This is a genomic window from Halomonas sp., from assembly GCF_029263665.1.
Taxonomy (GTDB): domain Bacteria; phylum Pseudomonadota; class Gammaproteobacteria; order Pseudomonadales; family Halomonadaceae; genus Halomonas.
This window is the reverse complement of record NZ_JAJUFQ010000030.1, coordinates 1-16,779: the sequence shown is the minus strand read 5'-3', so window position 1 is coordinate 16,779 and position 16,779 is coordinate 1. Positions and strand designations below refer to the sequence as shown.

The following is a 16,779-nucleotide window of genomic DNA, read 5'->3' as shown; positions in this document are numbered from 1 at the left end:
TGGCCAAAATCGCCATGCGGGGAGGGGTAGGGCCGAGTGGACATTCTCAGGCGGTAACCGGGGCATCACGCAGCAATTGAGACGACAGGGCTGCCCACTGGTCTTCCCAGTGCTCGGTGGGGCGATGACGATAGTCACTGCGCACATACTGGGCGATACGGCCTTCGATCTGTACTGTCAGCAGGTTGGCGCCCGCACTGGCGGGAATTGCTGGCCGCCGTCCTTCACGTAGCTCCGCCTCACGCAGAATTTGCTTGAACTGCGTTTCGAGGCGCTCGAACAGTTGGTGAATGCGTTGCCTCAAGCGTGCCGTCTCACCGGTCAGTACGTCGCCCCCAAGCAATCGTGACAGTCCGGGATTCTTCTCGGCAAAGGCCAGCACCAGTGTCATGATGCACTGGCAGCGTGTCAGTGCCTCCTGGTGGTCGTCGAGAATCCGGTTGATGCGCTCGAACAGCGTCTCTTCGATAAAGCTTATCAGCCCCTCGTACATGCGAGCCTTGCTTGGGAAGTGGCGATACAAGGCCGCTTCAGAAACGCCGACCTGGCGTGCCAGGGCCGCGATAGTGATGCGCTTGCCGCTGTCTTCCTCCAGCATCAATGCCAGCGCCTGGAGAATCTGGTCCCTGCGGCTGGGTGGGGTGCTTGCCTGCGTCATGATATTGAGTTCTTTTATCGTGGTGACGTTACTGGTCTGAGCCAGTTACTCGAGTTCCCTGGTCGTGATGACCCACATGAATGTGGGTCATCAATCCGTGCCTGAATGTCAGCTACGGATGGAGTGTATCAGGCAATACTTTCCTGATGGTTGGTTATCAGTGTGCCGACCCCGGCATTAGTGAAGATTTCGAGCAGGGTGGCATGGGGTACTCGGCCATCAACGATGTGAGAGCTGATCACGCCTCCTTTAACGGCATCCAGTGCGCAGCGAATCTTCGGCAACATGCCGCCATAGATCGTGCCATCGGCGATCAGCTCGTCGACCTGTGCGGTAGTCAGCCCTGTCATCACTTCGCCTTGCTTATCCATCAGGCCGGCGACATTGGTCAGCAACATCAGCTTTTCGGCATTCAGTGCTTCGGCCACCTTGCCGGCAACCAGGTCTGCGTTGATGTTATAGCTGCGTCCATCGGCATCCACGCCAATGGGAGCAATGACTGGAATGAAGTCGCGGGCAGTCAGCATTTCGATCAGATCGGTGGAGACGTGTTCCACTTCGCCCACATGACCGATGTCGATGATCTCGGGAGCCGTCATCTCCGGGCTCTGGTGCTCGACCTTGAGCTTGCGGGCGCGGATCTGGCTGCCATCCTTGCCGGTCAGGCCGATGGCCTTGCCGCCACACTGGTTGATCTGGTTGACGATATCCTTATTGACCAGTCCTCCCAGCACCATCTCTACCACGTCCATGGTTTCGGCATCGGTGACGCGCATGCCGCCGACGAAACGCGACTCGATATTGAGCTTTTCCAGCAGCTCGCCAATCTGTGGCCCCCCGCCATGGACCACAACAGGGTTGATACCAACTTCTTTCATCAACACCATGTCGCGGGCAAAGGAATCTATCAGAGCGTCTTCGGTCATGGCATTACCGCCATACTTGACCACGACAGTCTTGCCGGAAAAGCGCTGGATATAAGGGAGAGCCTCAGAGAGGACTTCCACTACCAGGCGCGGATCGCGGGCCTGTTCGCTCATGAGCGTGATATCTCCTTGTCGATGATACTGAGGGTGTGTGAAAAGGCCTGACATGATGTCTCTTCACACCCATTCGGGATCAGTTACTGGGCAGTACCAGTCCAGGATCCACCTTGTTGAGTGCGCGGGTGAAACGGGCGCGAATACTATCGAGGGCTGCTTGGTCCCTGCCTTCGAAACGTAACACGAGCGCGGGTGTTGTATTTGAGGCTCGACACAGGCCCCAGCCATCGGTGTAGTCCACACGAATGCCGTCGAGTGTAGTCTTGACCCCATCACTGCCGAAGTCACCTTCGCGTGCCAGGCGTTCGGCCAGATCGAACTTGGTCTCGTCAGTGACACTGACATTGATCTCTGGCGTGCTCACGTTTTGCGGGTAGCGTTCGAAGAAGGCATCGGCATCACCACTGAATTGGGTCAGGGCCTCCAGCAAGCGGGCAGCACTGTATAGGCCATCGTCAAAACCATACCAGCGTTCCTTGAAGAAGATGTGGCCGCTCATTTCCCCGCCTAGCAGAGCGCCGGTCTCCTTCATGCGCGCCTTGATCAGAGAATGGCCTGTGCGCCACATCTCTGGAGTACCGCCAGCATTTTCGATGAACTCGATCAGCTTGCCTGTGCATTTGATATCGAAGATGACGCGAGCTCCCGGGTTGCGAGAAAGCATGTCCTCAGCGAAGGCCATCAGCAGATGATCAGGATAGATCATGCGGCCCTTGGGGGTGATCACCCCGAGGCGATCGCCATCACCATCGAAGGCCAGGCCAATATCCGCTTGATGTTCAGCTACTGCCCTGGCCAGATCCTCGAGATTCTCGGGCTTGCCAGGATCCGGGTGATGGTTGGGGAAGGCGCCGTCGATGTCATCGAACAATGCAACGGTATCGATACCCAGGGCCTTGATCAATGTTGGGCCAAGCTCGCCTGCCACACCATTGCCGCAATCCACCACTGCCTTGAGGTGGCGACCTATCTCGATGTCACTGGTGATGCGATCCAGATAGGCCTGGCGCATGTCATGCTGACTTACGCTGCCTGTCCCCGAGCGCAGGTCGGCGCGCTGAATGCGCTCATGGAGTGCACTGATGGCATTGCCACAAAGTGCCTCGCCGCCAAGTACCACCTTCAGACCATTGTAGTCCGGCGGATTATGACTGCCGGTCAGCATCACGCCTGACGTGGTGCCATCAAGTGTGTGGGTGGCAAAGTACAGCACTGGTGTCGGCACCATGCCGATATCGATGACATCACAACCACTGGCGATGAGTCCTCTGATCAGGGCTGGCAGCAGACGTGGGCCGGAAAGACGCCCGTCTCTGGCGACAACGATACGATTCTCACCGCGGTCCTGTGCTTCGCTGCCAATGGCTTGGCCGATGAGTTCGACACTGGCTTCATTAAGGGTGTCATCGACGATGCCTCGAATGTCGTAGGCACGAAAGATGGTGGCGGGGACCTGAGTCATAACGAGAGCCTTCCTGATAATGCTGGCTAGTCACCGGTGTCGGTGTCAGTGCCTTCCAGAGCTGCCAAAACCACCACTGCCACGCTGGCTCTGGTCGAAATCCTCGACCACTTCCAGTTCTGCCTGGACCACAGGAACCAGAACATATTGCGCCAGGCGCTCGAAAGGCTCCAGGGTGAAAGTGGTCTGACCGCGGTTCCACACCGACACCATCAGTTCTCCCTGGTAGTCGGAATCAATCAGGCCAACCAGATTGCCGAGTACGATACCGTGTTTGTGGCCAAGCCCTGAGCGCGGCAAGACCATGCCGGCGAGGCCAGGGTCGGCGATGTGAATGGCAAGCCCGGTACGTACCAGTTGGCAGTCACCCGGAGAGAGTGTCAGAGGCTCATCGAGCAGGGCATGCAGGTCCATGCCTGCAGAACCATTGGTGGCATAGCGGGGCATGCGATCGAGAATACGCTGGTCGAGCACTTTGACAGCCAACTGAGGGCGAGAGGAAGAAGGGTGCATGATAAATCCTTGGAAAGCGGATCAGGAAGACAGCTCCAGGCACTTGAGGGCCTGGGAAATCACTTTGCTGGCGAGTTGAGTCTTGTCCTGAGCTGGTTCGTCCTGGGTAAGAATGTCCTCGCCCTGACGCCAGATCAGCGTGGCGGCATTACGGTCACCGCCAAAGCCCAGGCCCTGTTGCATCTGTTCGGCAGACACGTCGTTGGCCACGATCATGTCCAGCCCCTTGCGCTTGAGCTTGTCCTGGGCATAGGCCACGACATCCCGGGTTTCGGCGGCAAAACCGACCATGATCGGGCTGTCGGGACGGGCTGCCAGGGTGGCGATGATATCGGGATTCTTGATCAGGCGCAGCGTCAGTTCTTGTTGATGATCCTGTTTCTTGATCTTGTGTTCGGCGGGAGATTCAGCGCGATAATCGGCCACAGCAGCACAGCCGATAAAGATGTCACAGGTATCTATCAAGCCTTCAGCGGTATCCAGCATCTGTACCGCGCTTTCCACATCCAGGCGGGTGACGCCTGCTGGAGTTGGCAAATTCACCGGGCCTGCAATCAGGGTAACTCGCGCACCACTGGCCACTGCCGCTTCGGCCAGAGCAAAGCCCATCTTGCCTGAGCTGTGATTGGACAGGTAGCGCACCGGGTCCAGTGGCTCGCGGGTCGGGCCTGCGGTAATCACGATATGAATGCCCTGACCTTCAGTGGAGCAGAAGGGAGGGCTGATTTTCTCCGGCGTCTCCGCTTGCGTGTGGCCCAGCAGGAAGGCCGCGATCGCCTCCGGTTCCATCATGCGTCCTGGCCCAATGTCGCCACAGGCCTGGTCACCCTGATCGGGACCCAGCAACGTCCAGCCGTCCTGATGCAACTGTCGAGCGTTGCGCTGAGTAGCCGGGTTACGCCACATTGCCTGGTTCATGGCGGGAGCCAGAATCTTGTCTGCATCGCTGGCAAGGCACAGTGTTGTGAGCAGATCATCGGCCATACCATGAGACAGGCGAGCCATGAGATCGGCAGTTGCCGGTGCAATCACAATACGTTCGGCCCAACGGGCCAGCTCAATGTGGCCCATGCCCAGCTCGGCGGCAGGGTCAAGCAGGGAGGTGCGTACTGCTCGTCCTGTCAGGGCCTGCAATGTCAGCGGCGTAATAAATGCTTGCGCCCCTTCCGTCATGACCACCTGGACTTCACACCCCGCCTGGACCAGCAAGCGGGCCAGTAAGGCGCTCTTGTAGGCAGCAATACCCGCGCTGATGCCGAGAAGAATGCGCTGTCCCGGGTGCGACGGGGAGAAGAATGGTGAGGATGATGACATGGATGATTCCGCACAATGATTCAGGCTCTACCTTACCACCGTACACAAGATCATGCGTAGCCGCGCACGCGAGCTGATACACGCTTTGTTGGCAGGTAAATTAACTCGTGCAAGACAGGGAGATGTTGATACAGGCAGGAAATAAGTGCGAGAAGGATGAAAAGGAGACATGGATGTCGATACGTCATTGGCCAGAGGGAGAGCGCCCTCGGGAAAAGTTGATGAGCCTTGGTGCTGGCGCACTGTCGGATGCGGAGCTGCTGGCGATTCTGTTGAGGGTCGGTGTTCGCGGGCGTTCGGCAGTGGATCTGGCCCGCGATGTGCTGGTGGCCTTTGGCGGGTTGCGCTCCTTGCTGGAAGCAGGAAGGGACGAGGTCTGTGCCCAGCGGGGGCTGGGAACGGCCGCTTATGTACAGCTCCAGGCATCCATGGAGATGTGCCGTCGCCACCTGGAAAGCCAATTGCACAAAGGGGATGCCCTGACCTCTCCTGCCAAGGTGCGCACCTATCTGGCAGCCCAGTTGCGCCACCTTGATCATGAAGCCTTCGCCGCCATCTTTCTTGATAGCCAGCACCGTATCATTCGTTTCGAAATTCTATTTCATGGCACTCTGGATAGTGCGTCCGTCTATCCTAGGGAGGTGGTCAAGCGTGCTCTGGCGATAGGCGCGGGTGCCTTGATTCTGGCTCATAACCACCCTTCCGGCGTGGCGGAGCCGAGTGACGCCGACCGTCGTATTACCGAGCGCCTGCGCGAAGCGCTGGGGCTTTTCGACATTCGCGTGCTGGACCATTTCGTGGTGGGAGATGCCGAAGTGGTGTCTTTTGCCGAAAGAGGTTGGTTATAATGCGCGCTTTCCCCCATCGGGGATGACAAGCGGAAGCATCGCCCACCTGCCTGGATGGGCGAATCACCGTACTGTGAGTGCCAGCGCTTACGGTCGGCTTGTGCTGCGTTGCCAAGCAGCATGTTTCCAAAAACTGGCAACCTGCGGGAATGGCGGTGTATGTTTACCGCTTTCCTTGCTAGGGGTGCGTATATCTGCTATAAAGTGCACCCTTTGAATTCCCTTGGGTCAAAAGCACGGGGCTTATTCGTGGGCTAGAGGATTGGCAGGCCAGACGTTTATGGAGCGATTCGTAGACCGAGGCTGGCACCATGAGCAGTGCATGCAGCGTCATGATGCTCAGCATTCCTCGCCCTTCCCGGTTTGCCCGACAGGTTTTGAACAACTCGCCACGCGGTTGGAGGCTCTCATGTCCAAAGTATGTCAGGTTACCGGCAAGCGCCCGGTGACTGGTAACAATGTTTCACACTCCCAGCGCAAGACTCGTCGTCGTTTCTTGCCGAACCTGCACACCCACCGTTTCTGGGTGGAGTCCGAAAAGCGTTTCGTGACTCTGCGCGTTTCCTCCAAGGGCATGCGCATCATCGACAAGAAGGGCATCGAAGAGGTGCTCAGCGATATCCGTAAGCGCGGTGAGCGCGTTTAAGTTTCGCTAATACCAAGACGGGAGAACTCCGATGCGTGACAAGATTCGTATGGTGTCCAGCGCCGGTACCGGCCATTTTTACACCACCGACAAGAACAAGCGTAACACTCCGGACAAGCTTGAAATGAAGAAGTTTGACCCGGTTGTTCGCAAGCACGTGATGTACAAGGAAGCCAAGATCAAGTAATTCTTGATCCAACGCTTCTGGTGCTACCCTGGAACCCGGCCTTTGCGTCGGGTTCTTGCGTGAAGGCCTAAAGGAAAGTCGCTGCCATGCCTGAACTGCCTGAAGTCGAAACCACGCGCCGCGGTATCGCTCCGCATGTGGAGGGGAGAGAGGTTCGTGAGGTGATCGTGCGCGAGTCGCGCTTGCGCGTGCCGGTGCCTGATGATCTGTCTGAACGTCTGGTAGGGAGTCGTATTGGCACTATCGCTCGGCGTGCCAAGTACCTGAAGCTGCCAATAGTTTCCGAGGCAGTGATCGATGGGTGTGGCGCGACCGAAAAAGGCACCCTGTTGTGGCATCTGGGCATGTCTGGCAGCCTGCGAATCGTGCCTCTTGGTGAGTTGCCCGGAAAGCATGATCATGTCGATCTGGTACTCGAAGACGGGATGATCCTGCGTTACCGAGACCCACGTCGTTTCGGCTTCGTCGACTGGTTGCGGCAGGACCAAGGCGGTGATCCGCGCTTGAACCGCCTTGGTCCTGAGCCATTGTCGGAGGCTTTTGATGGTTCTCGCCTGTTCGACCTGTCTCGTGGACGCAAGATGGCGGTCAAGCCTTTCCTGATGGACAACGCTATCGTGGTCGGGGTAGGGAATATCTATGCCAGCGAAGCACTGTTCATGGCCGGTATCGATCCCCGTCGTGCTGCGGGGCGTATTTCGCAGGAGCGCTATGACGCCCTGGCTGCCGCGGCCAAGGAAGTGCTGGCTGCTGCCATTGCCCAGGGAGGAACGACGCTGCGGGATTTCGTCAGCGGTAAAGGCGAGCCTGGTTACTTTGTCCAGAAACTTCGGGTGTACGGCCGTGACGGCCAACCTTGTCAGCAGTGTGGCGCTGAACTCAAGCGCGTCACCCTTGGGCAGCGGGCCAGTGTGTTCTGCCCCCATTGTCAGCATTGATTTGCTTCACCACATTCCCTGTACGAGAGAATTCCTATCGTGACCCGCTCACTGCGCTTGAAAAAGAATGCCGACCGCCGCCTCAAGGCAGGCCATCTATGGCTGTACTCCAACGAGATCGATATTGCCGAAACGCCGCTCAAGGGTTTTCAGACTGGTGAGCAGGCGATTGTTGAGGCTGCCAACGGCAAGCCAATGGGGCTGGCCTACGTCAATCCCAACTCGTTGATCTGTGCGCGCATCGTATCGCGTGATCCGAGCATGCGCCTGGATCGCTCCTTGCTGGTTCATCGTCTCAATCAGGCCCTGTCGCTGCGTCAGCGCATGTTTTCCGAGCCATATTACCGCCTGGTACATGGTGAAGGTGACCTGCTTCCTGGTCTGGTGATCGATCGTTTTGGCGATGTGCTGGTCGTGCAGCTCAATACAGCTGGTATGGAGGCGGTGAAGGATGAGCTGCTGGATGCCCTGGACAAGGTTATCAAGCCATCCTGCGTGGTGCTGCGTAATGATACCAGCGGCCGTCGCCAGGAAGGCCTCGACCAGGATGTGGTGGTGATCAAGGGCGAGCTGCCGGATCAGGTTCTGCTCAGGGAGAACGGGGTCAACTTTGCTGCGGCGGTAATCGATGGCCAGAAGACGGGTTGGTTCTATGATCACCGCGTCAACCGTGCCTGGCTCAATCAGCAGGTAGCCGGCAAGCGTGTGCTGGACCTCTTCAGTTATGTTGGAGGTTGGGGTATTCAGGCCGCAGCTCACGGTGCCAGTGAAGTCCTGTGCGTGGATGCCAGTGCGACGGCGCTGGATCGCGTTGCCGAGAATGCTGCGCTCAATGGTCTGCATGAACAGGTGGCTGTGGGGCAGGGCGATGCTTTCGATGTGCTTACCGCGCTCAAGGCGGAAGGTGAGCAGTTCGATGTAGTGATTCTTGATCCCCCGGCGTTCATCAAGAAGCGCAAGGATATCCCCAATGGCGAACGAGCCTATGCCAAGTTGAACCGTGCTGCCATGCGTCTGCTGGGGCGTGATGGCCTGTTGTTGTCCGCGTCCTGCTCCATGCACCTGGCGAGTGAGCGACTCACGGAAGTCGTGCGTGGGGCCATCCGGCACCAGGATCGACAGGGCCAGATTCTGTTCCAGGGTCATCAGGGGCCGGACCATCCGGTGCACCCGGCGATTCCCGAGACGTCCTATCTCAAGGCCTTGGGCGTTCGTGTCTTTCGTGACTGATGCCAGCATCACAGTGCAATAGCGTTGCCCAGCCGGGAGGTAACTATGGCGAGTGTCGAGTGGGTTCGTGTCTTTTCCCATAGCAATGCCCTTCTGGTTGGCCATGTGCATAATCTGCTCTGTGCTGCCGGCATTCCCTGTGAGCTGCGCAACATGACCTTGGGCGGTGGCGCGGGCGAGCTGCCGCTGCTTGAGTGTGAGCCAGAAGTATGGGTGGCGGCACATAATCGCTATCGGGCGGAAACGCTGGTGCGCGATGCGCTGGAAAAGGAAAGTTCCAACCCTGATTGGCGCTGTTCGCGATGCGGAGAGCATCTGGAGGGCGCCTTCGATACCTGCTGGAAGTGCGGCCACTTAAGGGAAGAGTAAAGGAAAGTGAGGGAGGAGCGATGAGTTGCCAACTCGAATGGGATCTGCCTGACCCTTTCATCACTGAGATAGAGGTCGACGAAGAGGCCATCGATCACTACGGACATGCGAACAATGCTCAGTATCTGCGCTGGGTGGAGCAGGCCAGCTGGGCGCACTCCAATGATCTGGGGCTGACCCTGGAGCATTATCGAGAGCTTGATCGGGCCATGGCCGTGCATCGTCATGAGTTGGATTATCTGGCTCCGTGTTTCCTTGGGGAAAAGCTGGCCATGGCAACCTGGATTGTGGAATGTGATGGCCGGTTGACCCTGACACGTCGCTTTCAGCTGCAGCGTCTGGCTGATGGTGTGACGTTACTGCGTGCGTGTACCCGTTATGCCTGCATTGCACTATCCAGCGGTCGTCCGAAGCGTTTGCCCGCATCTTTCATTCGCGGCTATGGTCGTGCCATCGTGTCCAGCTGAGGCGTTCTGGGGGATTGAGCGCTGCCGACATTGGCGTTTATTGCCATGCGCCTGAAGGTAGTGTCCTGGGCTCGGCCTCATCACTATTTATTCATCTTATGTTCATGCTTGTCTCACATTATTGTCAGGACTTGATCCTGTGTCATCCGTAGCATCCGTGTGCTGGCGCAATACAGAGGATCTCGCGATGACTTGCATGAACCCCTTCCAGCCTGAGTGTATTCCCGGTAATGCCCGATGGGTTTCAAACTCGGCTTGTTCGGTGCCCGAATGACAGTGGTTTATAGCGCCTGGTACTTGCTCGCTTCTGCCTGCCGGTATCGACGCTGGAATAGCCATATCCTTGTGCTTCAGGTAACGGATGGTGCTCGGTGGGCAAACCACCATTGTTGTCACAGGTAAAGATCTCACTCATGGATGAGTCATGAAGATTGTTGGTGTGGTGGCAAGTTATACCCTGATCCTGTTGACCATGGCGTTTGGCGGGGCTTTGCTGGCGTACTGGAATGTCGAGCGTACCACTAGGCTGACAGAGCGCATGAATCTGGCCCATCGCTCCTACAGCACGCACTTGCGCTTGTCAGCACATAGCTATCAGTTGTTCAAGCAGTTTGGAGATGCCATCGTCATCGGCGATCAGGATGGTGGGGTTGGTGAGCGAGAAATGATCAGTCGCGTGTTCGATGATATCAACGAAATACGCTTGATCATTGCTGCTGAAATTCGTCTGGCCGGAGAACAGGAGCGGGAAGAACTGGTGGTGATGGATGAAATCGCCAACAAGATCAACGTATTGATATATGAATTCGAAGACTTGATTCGAACTGGGCGCAGCCTTGACCCTGTGACACGCTGGCTGCGTTTCTCCGACTTGCTGGACGAGAAGATTGATCAGGAGTTTCGTTCGCTCATGGAAGATGCGATCAGGGAAGAAAGTGAGGAGGCGGATGCTGCGCGCCGTGAGCTGGAGAAAGGCGCGCAGCGGATTCGTCTCATTGCGATGGTGTTCGCTCTGATTGCCAGTGCTCTGACGCTCGCGGTGACATTTTATTACCGGGCCCGGGTTGCCGCGCCGTTAAGACGTTTGATGCAAGGTGTGGAGCATATGCGCGCCGGTGAATTCAATCGCCCGATCGTGGTGACAGGGCGTGATGAAGTGGGGCACATCAGCCACCTGATCAACCAGTTGGCGGCGGATGTCGGCAAGCACCGCCAGGCCCTCGAGCGGCAGAATGCCATGCTGGAAAGTGCTGTGGCAGAGCGTACAGAGGAGCTTGAAAGGCTGCTGGAGGAAGCCCATAGGGCGGAAGTCAACCGGCGACGGCTTTTGGCAGAGGTCAGCCACGAGCTCAAGACTCCATTGACCATCATCCATGGCGAAAGTGATGTGGCGTTGCGCGGACGCCGCACATCAGAGGCGGAGTATCGCGAAGCGCTTTGTCGTACGCGTGAAGCCGCGGCTCACACTTCAGCATTGATCGACGACCTGTTGTTCATTGCCCGCCAGGAAGGTGGAGAGCTGAATATACAGCATGAGAGAGTGGATCTGGTTGCCTTCCTCAAGGATGCGCTGAGCTTGTCACCAAGACAGGTTTCTCTGGACACGGCATTGTCGCGGGCCATTATCCATGGTGATCGGCTGCGTTTGAGGCAGTCGGTTCTAGCACTCTTGCATAATGCTTCCATGCATGGAGGAGTGCATGTGGCGGTCAGTCTCCAGGTGCGGCAGGGCGGCTACCGTATTTCCGTCGAGGATGACGGCTCCGGGTTGGCTGATTCTGACAAGGAGCTGGTATTCGAGCGTTTCTTTCGCGGAGCCAATGCTGCATACCAACATACCGAAGGGAGTGGCCTGGGGTTGCCTATCGTGAGGGCCATAGCAAGAGCCCACGGTGGTGAAGCAGGCCTGCATGATCGCCATGGAGGAGGTTTAGTGGTCTATATTGACCTGCCTTGGAGTGTTTTCGACGAGGCGAGTGCGTGAATATTCTCGTGATCGAGGATGAGGATCGAGTTGCTGACTTTATCTGTCGAGGGTTGCGTGGTGAAGGATGGTGCGCGACACATTGTGCAGATGGTGAGTCAGGTCTGGCAATGTTGCGTGACAATGTCTTTGATGTGGTGCTCCTGGACATTGTGTTACCAGGGATCTCGGGGCATGAAGTGTGTTCGCGACTGCGAGCAACGGGGAATCATGTCCCTGTGTTGATGCTGACGGCCCTGGACGCTATTGACGAAAAGGTCGCGGGATTGCGTCGAGGGGCGGATGATTATTTATCCAAGCCCTTCAGTTTCGATGAATTGATTGCCCGTATCGAAGCGCTGCACCGGCGTGCTGCGGCCTTTGCTCCCTCCGAGCCTGGCGCTGATGATGTACTGTTCAATCGTGATGCCTTGTGCCTGATGGTGGCTGGTGAAGTAGTGGAGCTGTCCACTCGTGAGCGGGATCTCATGGCGTTGCTGCTGGCCAATCGGGGGCGAGTCCTGAGTCGTGAGCGCATACTCAGTTCGGTCTGGGGACTCAATGAAGACCCTATGACCAATACCGTCGATGTCTATATCGCTCGCCTGCGCAAGAAGCTTGGCCGCTATTCCTGTCGTATTACCACGGTGCGCGGGACAGGGTATCGCTATGATGACTCCCGTTAGACAGTGCGTTGCCCTGATATTGGGCTTTACCCTTCGATGAGCCTTCCTTGATGGGGTAGTACTTTGGGCGTAAGTACCGCAGTTCTTGCTGACAATCCCTTTGTCTGTCGAGTGATTTTCGGCTGAGAAAATGCCGAATGACTGTTTTTCCGTTTTTATCATGGTTGATCCACAGCAAAAAACTCTTGTGCTGTAATGAAGTTGACGGTTTTTCAACTTCAACCATGAGGCGGCCTGGGCGGTGGGCAAGATGCCTAGCCATGACAGGCAGGGCCCAGACCAGGGGGCTGTAGACATGCATATTGCCGTACCCAAGGAAATCAAGAATCACGAATATCGCGTTGCCTTGACGCCCAGTGGTGCCCGTGAGCTGTGTGCTCGTGGCCATCAGGTAGTGGTTCAGGAAAGTGCCGGGGAAGGCGCGGGCTTCACTGATGACGCCTATATTGCCGCTGGTGCAAAGATTGAAGTCGATGTGGCGGCCTTATGGGAGAGCGCTGAGCTGATCCTCAAGGTCAAGGAGCCGCAACCAGAGGAAGTTGAGCGTCTTCACTCCGGCCAGACGCTGTTTACCTATCTGCATCTGGCCGCTGCAGAAGAGCTGACGCGTGGCTTGCTGGCCAGTGGTGCCACCTGCATTGCCTATGAAACCATCACCGCGCCACAGGGCGGTTTGCCGCTACTGGCACCAATGAGTACGGTGGCTGGCCGTATGGCGGTACAGGCCGGGGCGCACAGCCTGGAAAAGGCTCAGGGGGGAGCGGGTATCCTGCTGCCAGGTGTTCCGGGGGTGCCGCCGGCCAGGGTCACGGTGATCGGTGGTGGTGTTGTCGGAGAGAATGCAGCACGCATGGCCTTGGGACTGGGGGCGGAAGTCAGTGTGCTGGACAGATCGATCCCGCGTCTGGAAGTGCTGGACGATCGCTATCAAGGCCGTATGAAGACGGTATTCTCCACCGCGGATAGCGTTGAGGAGGCTGTGCGAGAGTCTGACCTGATCATCGGTGCGGTGCTGGTGCCGGGAGCGGCCGCGCCCAAGTTGATCAGCCGCAATATGCTGGCGGACATGAAGCCAGGATCGGTGCTGGTGGATGTGGCCATTGACCAGGGTGGCTGTTTCGAGACCAGCCACCCCACCACGCATGCTGACCCCACTTATGTGGTGGATGGTGTCGTGCATTATTGTGTTGCCAACATGCCGGGCGCCGTAGCGCGAACTTCGACCCAGGCGCTGACCAACGCCACGCAGCCTTTTGTCGTGGCCCTGGCGGACAAGGGCTGGCGCCGAGCCTTGAGTGACGACGTTCACTTTGCCGCAGGCCTCAATGTGCATGGCGGTCAGTTGACGTATGCCGCAGTGGCAGAAGCCTTTGGCATGGAGCATGTTGCACCAGCAAAGCTGCTGGAATGACCTGTGTCGCCAATTTGAGAGTGTTTCCTTAGCCATGGGCGGGGCAGCGCGTTACCATAGCGGGCATTCGTGAGTCAGCAGAGTTCGACCTAATGTCCGCAACGTCAGCGTTCTCCGCCCAGGCTTCGACCGGGCAACCCCAGTCTCAGAAAGTGACACGTGTGCTTACTGGCATCACCACTACGGGTACGCCGCACCTCGGCAACTACGTTGGTGCCATCAAGCCTGCCATCGAGGCTAGCCTCGATCCCAATGTCGAGTCCTTCTATTTCCTCGCCGACCTGCATGCCCTGATCAAGTGTCAGGATCCCAAGCGTGTGCAGGAGTCGCGTCTGGAGATTGCCGCCACCTGGATGGCCCTGGGACTGGATACCGATAACGCTACGTTTTATCGTCAGTCGGATATTCCGGAAATCCCCGAGTTGACCTGGATGCTGTCCTGTGTCTGCGCCAAGGGATTGATGAACCGTGCCCATGCCTACAAGGCAGCGGTCGCCGAGAACGAAGAAGCCGGCAACCAGGATCCGGACAAAGGCGTGACCATGGGGCTGTTCGGCTATCCGGTGCTGATGGCGGCTGACATCCTCATGTTTAATGCCAACAAGGTGCCGGTGGGCCGTGACCAGATCCAGCACATCGAGATGGCGCGGGACATGGCGGGGCGCTTCAACCATCTGTACAAGGGAAGCTTCTTCACTCTGCCGGAAGCCGTGGTAGACGAAAAGGTCCAGGTTCTCAATGGCCTTGATGGGCGCAAGATGTCCAAGAGCTACAACAACACCATTCCGTTGTTCGTGGCTGAGAAGAAGCTGCTCAAGCTGGTGCGCAAGATCAAGACCAACTCCCTGGAGCCTGGTGAACCCAAGGATCCGGATACCTGTACGTTGTTCCAGATATATTCTGCCTTCGCCAGTGCCGAGGACACCCAGGCCATGCGCGAGGAGTATGCGGCAGGCATTGGCTGGGGAGATGCCAAGAACCGTGTCTTCGAATATCTCAACGAGCACCTTCGCGAACCCCGTGAGCGCTACCTGGCGTTGCTCGAGGATCCGGCCTATATCGAGGCCGTATTGCAGAAAGGTGCCGAGAAGGCTCGGGCACAGGCGGCGCCATTGATGGACAGGCTGCGCATCGCCGCAGGTCTTGGGCGTTTCATCTGATTCCCTCCCAGGCAACTTGCGCTGTTGTCACACGACAGCGTGATAGAGTTGCTGACGATGGGTGCTGAGAGCGCCGACAACATGGATTTGGGCCTGTACGACATTAGCCTGCTGTCGTGCGCCTAGACATAGAATGAGATAAGCAATGAGCACACAACCCAAGCGTCCTCTGTATATTCCCTACGCCGGCCCATCCCTGCTGGAAATGCCTCTGTTGAACAAGGGCAGTGCCTTCACCCAGAAAGAGCGCCTGCAGTTCAACCTGATTGGCCTGTTGCCGCAGAATGTCGAGACCATCGATGAACAGGTAGAGCGCGCTTATCATCAGTACCAGCAGTGCCAGACGGACCTGGATCGTCATATCTACCTGCGTGCGATCCAGGACGATAACGAGACGTTGTTCTTCCGCCTTGTTTCAGGACATCTCGAAGAGATGCTGCCGATCATCTATACCCCTACGGTCGGCAAGGCCTGTGAAGAGTTTTCCAACATCTATCGCAATCACCGGGGCCTGTTCATTTCCTACCCTGATCGCGAGCACATGGATGACATTCTGCGCAGTGCGACCAAGGATAACGTCAAGGTCATCGTGGTGACGGATGGCGAACGTATTCTGGGGCTGGGCGACCAGGGAATCGGTGGTATGGGAATTCCGATCGGCAAGCTGTCGCTGTACACCGCCTGTGGTGGCATCAGCCCGGCCAATACGCTGCCGATCATGCTGGATGTTGGCACCAATAACCAGACTTTGCTCGACGATCCGCGCTATATGGGCTGGCGCCACTCGCGTATCAGTCAGGATGAGTACGATGCCTTCATCGAGACCTTCATCCAGGCAGTGAAGCGTCGTTGGCCCAAGGCCTTGCTGCAGTTCGAAGATTTTGCCCAGGCCAATGCCATGCCGTTGCTGGAGCGTTATCGTGATGAGCTGTGCTGCTTCAACGATGATGTTCAAGGTACTGCCGCTGTGTGCGTGGGTACCTTGATGGCCGCCTGTCAGGCACGTGGTGAAGGCATGGCCGATCAGCGCGTGGTCTTTGTTGGAGCGGGTTCTGCCGGCTGTGGTATTGCCGAGATGGTCGTTCAATCCATGATGGCAGAAGGCTTGAGCGAAACGCAGGCGCGTGAGCGAGTGTTCATGGTCGACCGTGAAGGCCTGGTGACGGATGATCAGAGCTGGTTGCGTGACTTCCAGGTCCGTCTGGCCCATCCCACCAGCCGTGTAGAAGGTTGGGATGGACAGAATCTGCTTGAGGTGGTCAAGCAGGTCAGGCCGACCGTTCTGCTGGGTGTGTGTGGCCAGCCGGGCATCTTTACTGAAGATGTGGTCAAGACGATGCATGCAGGTTGCGACAAGCCTCTGATCATGCCGCTGTCCAACCCCACGTCGCGTGCTGAAGCGCAGCCAGAGGATATTCTCAAATGGACCAATGGCGAGGCTCTCGTTGCGACGGGTAGCCCCTTCGCTCCGGTGGAGATCAATGGCCGCACGATTCCCATCGCGCAGTGCAACAATGCCTATATCTTCCCTGGCATTGGATTGGGTGTCGTGGCTGCTGGCGCTCGCCGGGTCACGGATTCCATGCTGATGGCGGCGTCTCGTGCGCTGGCTCGTGAAGCTCCGATCGTCAAGAATGGTGAAGGCGCCATGTTGCCGCCATTGTCATCCATTCGTGAGCTTTCCAAGTCTATTGCCTTCGATGTGGCGGCACAGGCCCAAGGGGAAGGCGTCGCGCTCAAGACGAATGGTACCAAGCTGCGCCGTGCCATCGAGCAGGTATGCTGGGAACCGGACTACCGCGACTATCGTCGTCGGGCTTTCTAAGCGAGTCGCATAGCGACTCGAGCTATAAGCTGTAGAGCTATAAGCTATAAGCTATAAGC

Annotated in this window: 17 protein-coding genes; 12 read left to right on the top strand and 5 right to left on the bottom strand. The window is 57.4% G+C overall.

Annotated features, from left to right (window positions below; genetic code table 11):
* Positions 1-46: 46 nt before the first annotated feature.
* From slmA to coaBC, 5 genes are all read right to left on the bottom strand, one after another.
* Positions 47-658: a nucleoid occlusion factor SlmA gene (slmA, locus tag Q1K07_RS19670; protein WP_300315140.1), complete on the bottom strand. Its 612-nt coding sequence runs from the start codon at positions 656-658 to the stop codon at positions 47-49.
* Positions 659-786: 128 nt separating this feature from the next.
* Positions 787-1,698: an acetylglutamate kinase gene (gene argB, locus Q1K07_RS19665; RefSeq protein WP_300315138.1), complete on the bottom strand. Its 912-nt coding sequence runs from the start codon at positions 1,696-1,698 to the stop codon at positions 787-789.
* A 79-nt stretch (positions 1,699-1,777) separates the two neighbouring features.
* Positions 1,778-3,163 (bottom strand): phosphomannomutase/phosphoglucomutase, encoded by a 1,386-nt coding sequence (locus Q1K07_RS19660; protein ID WP_300315136.1) that lies wholly within the window; start codon positions 3,161-3,163, stop codon positions 1,778-1,780.
* Positions 3,164-3,208: 45 nt separating this feature from the next.
* A complete protein-coding gene (gene dut, locus Q1K07_RS19655; RefSeq protein WP_300315133.1) occupies positions 3,209-3,676 on the bottom strand; it encodes a dUTP diphosphatase in 468 nt (155 codons plus the stop codon).
* 21 nt (positions 3,677-3,697) lie between these two features.
* Positions 3,698-4,990, bottom strand: a complete 1,293-nt coding sequence (coaBC, locus tag Q1K07_RS19650; RefSeq protein ID WP_300315130.1) for a bifunctional phosphopantothenoylcysteine decarboxylase/phosphopantothenate--cysteine ligase CoaBC — start codon at positions 4,988-4,990, stop codon at positions 3,698-3,700.
* A 173-nt stretch (positions 4,991-5,163) separates the two neighbouring features.
* On the opposite strand from coaBC, the gene radC reads away from it, so the two are divergent.
* The 12 genes from radC to Q1K07_RS19590 all read left to right on the top strand — a co-directional run bounded on the left by radC (position 5,164) and on the right by Q1K07_RS19590 (position 16,720).
* Positions 5,164-5,838, top strand: coding sequence for a DNA repair protein RadC (gene radC / locus Q1K07_RS19645; RefSeq protein WP_300315127.1), 675 nt, complete (start codon positions 5,164-5,166; stop codon positions 5,836-5,838).
* A gap of 409 nt (positions 5,839-6,247) precedes the next feature.
* A complete protein-coding gene (gene rpmB / locus Q1K07_RS19640; protein WP_149283334.1) occupies positions 6,248-6,484 on the top strand; it encodes a 50S ribosomal protein L28 in 237 nt (78 codons plus the stop codon).
* 31 nt (positions 6,485-6,515) lie between these two features.
* Entirely contained in the window at positions 6,516-6,671 is a 156-nt protein-coding gene (gene rpmG, locus Q1K07_RS19635) for a 50S ribosomal protein L33 (protein WP_021819788.1), read from the top strand.
* An 86-nt stretch (positions 6,672-6,757) separates the two neighbouring features.
* Positions 6,758-7,609, top strand: a complete 852-nt coding sequence (gene mutM, locus Q1K07_RS19630) for a bifunctional DNA-formamidopyrimidine glycosylase/DNA-(apurinic or apyrimidinic site) lyase (protein ID WP_300315125.1) — start codon at positions 6,758-6,760, stop codon at positions 7,607-7,609.
* Between the two features lie 36 nt (positions 7,610-7,645).
* Positions 7,646-8,839: a class I SAM-dependent rRNA methyltransferase gene (locus tag Q1K07_RS19625; protein WP_300315200.1), complete on the top strand. Its 1,194-nt coding sequence runs from the start codon at positions 7,646-7,648 to the stop codon at positions 8,837-8,839.
* A gap of 45 nt (positions 8,840-8,884) precedes the next feature.
* A complete protein-coding gene (locus Q1K07_RS19620) occupies positions 8,885-9,208 on the top strand; it encodes a DUF2007 domain-containing protein (protein WP_300315123.1) in 324 nt (107 codons plus the stop codon).
* Positions 9,209-9,228: 20 nt separating this feature from the next.
* Positions 9,229-9,675 carry a thioesterase family protein gene (locus Q1K07_RS19615; RefSeq protein ID WP_300315121.1) on the top strand — a complete coding sequence of 149 codons (447 nt, stop codon included), beginning with the start codon at positions 9,229-9,231 and terminating at the stop codon, positions 9,673-9,675.
* Positions 9,676-10,099: 424 nt separating this feature from the next.
* Positions 10,100-11,659, top strand: coding sequence for a HAMP domain-containing sensor histidine kinase (locus Q1K07_RS19610; protein WP_300315118.1), 1,560 nt, complete (start codon positions 10,100-10,102; stop codon positions 11,657-11,659).
* Positions 11,656-12,324, top strand: a complete 669-nt coding sequence (locus tag Q1K07_RS19605; RefSeq protein WP_300315115.1) for a response regulator transcription factor — start codon at positions 11,656-11,658, stop codon at positions 12,322-12,324. Before Q1K07_RS19610 ends, Q1K07_RS19605 begins: the two co-directional genes overlap by 4 nt.
* A gap of 295 nt (positions 12,325-12,619) precedes the next feature.
* On the top strand, positions 12,620-13,735 hold the full coding sequence (gene ald, locus Q1K07_RS19600) for an alanine dehydrogenase (RefSeq protein WP_300315093.1): 1,116 nt from the start codon (positions 12,620-12,622) through the stop codon (positions 13,733-13,735).
* A 92-nt stretch (positions 13,736-13,827) separates the two neighbouring features.
* Complete coding sequence (gene trpS / locus Q1K07_RS19595; protein WP_300315089.1) at positions 13,828-14,895, top strand: tryptophan--tRNA ligase; 1,068 nt, start codon at positions 13,828-13,830, stop codon at positions 14,893-14,895.
* Between the two features lie 145 nt (positions 14,896-15,040).
* Complete coding sequence (locus tag Q1K07_RS19590) at positions 15,041-16,720, top strand: NAD-dependent malic enzyme (RefSeq protein ID WP_300315086.1); 1,680 nt, start codon at positions 15,041-15,043, stop codon at positions 16,718-16,720.
* The last annotated feature ends 59 nt before the right edge of the window (positions 16,721-16,779 follow it).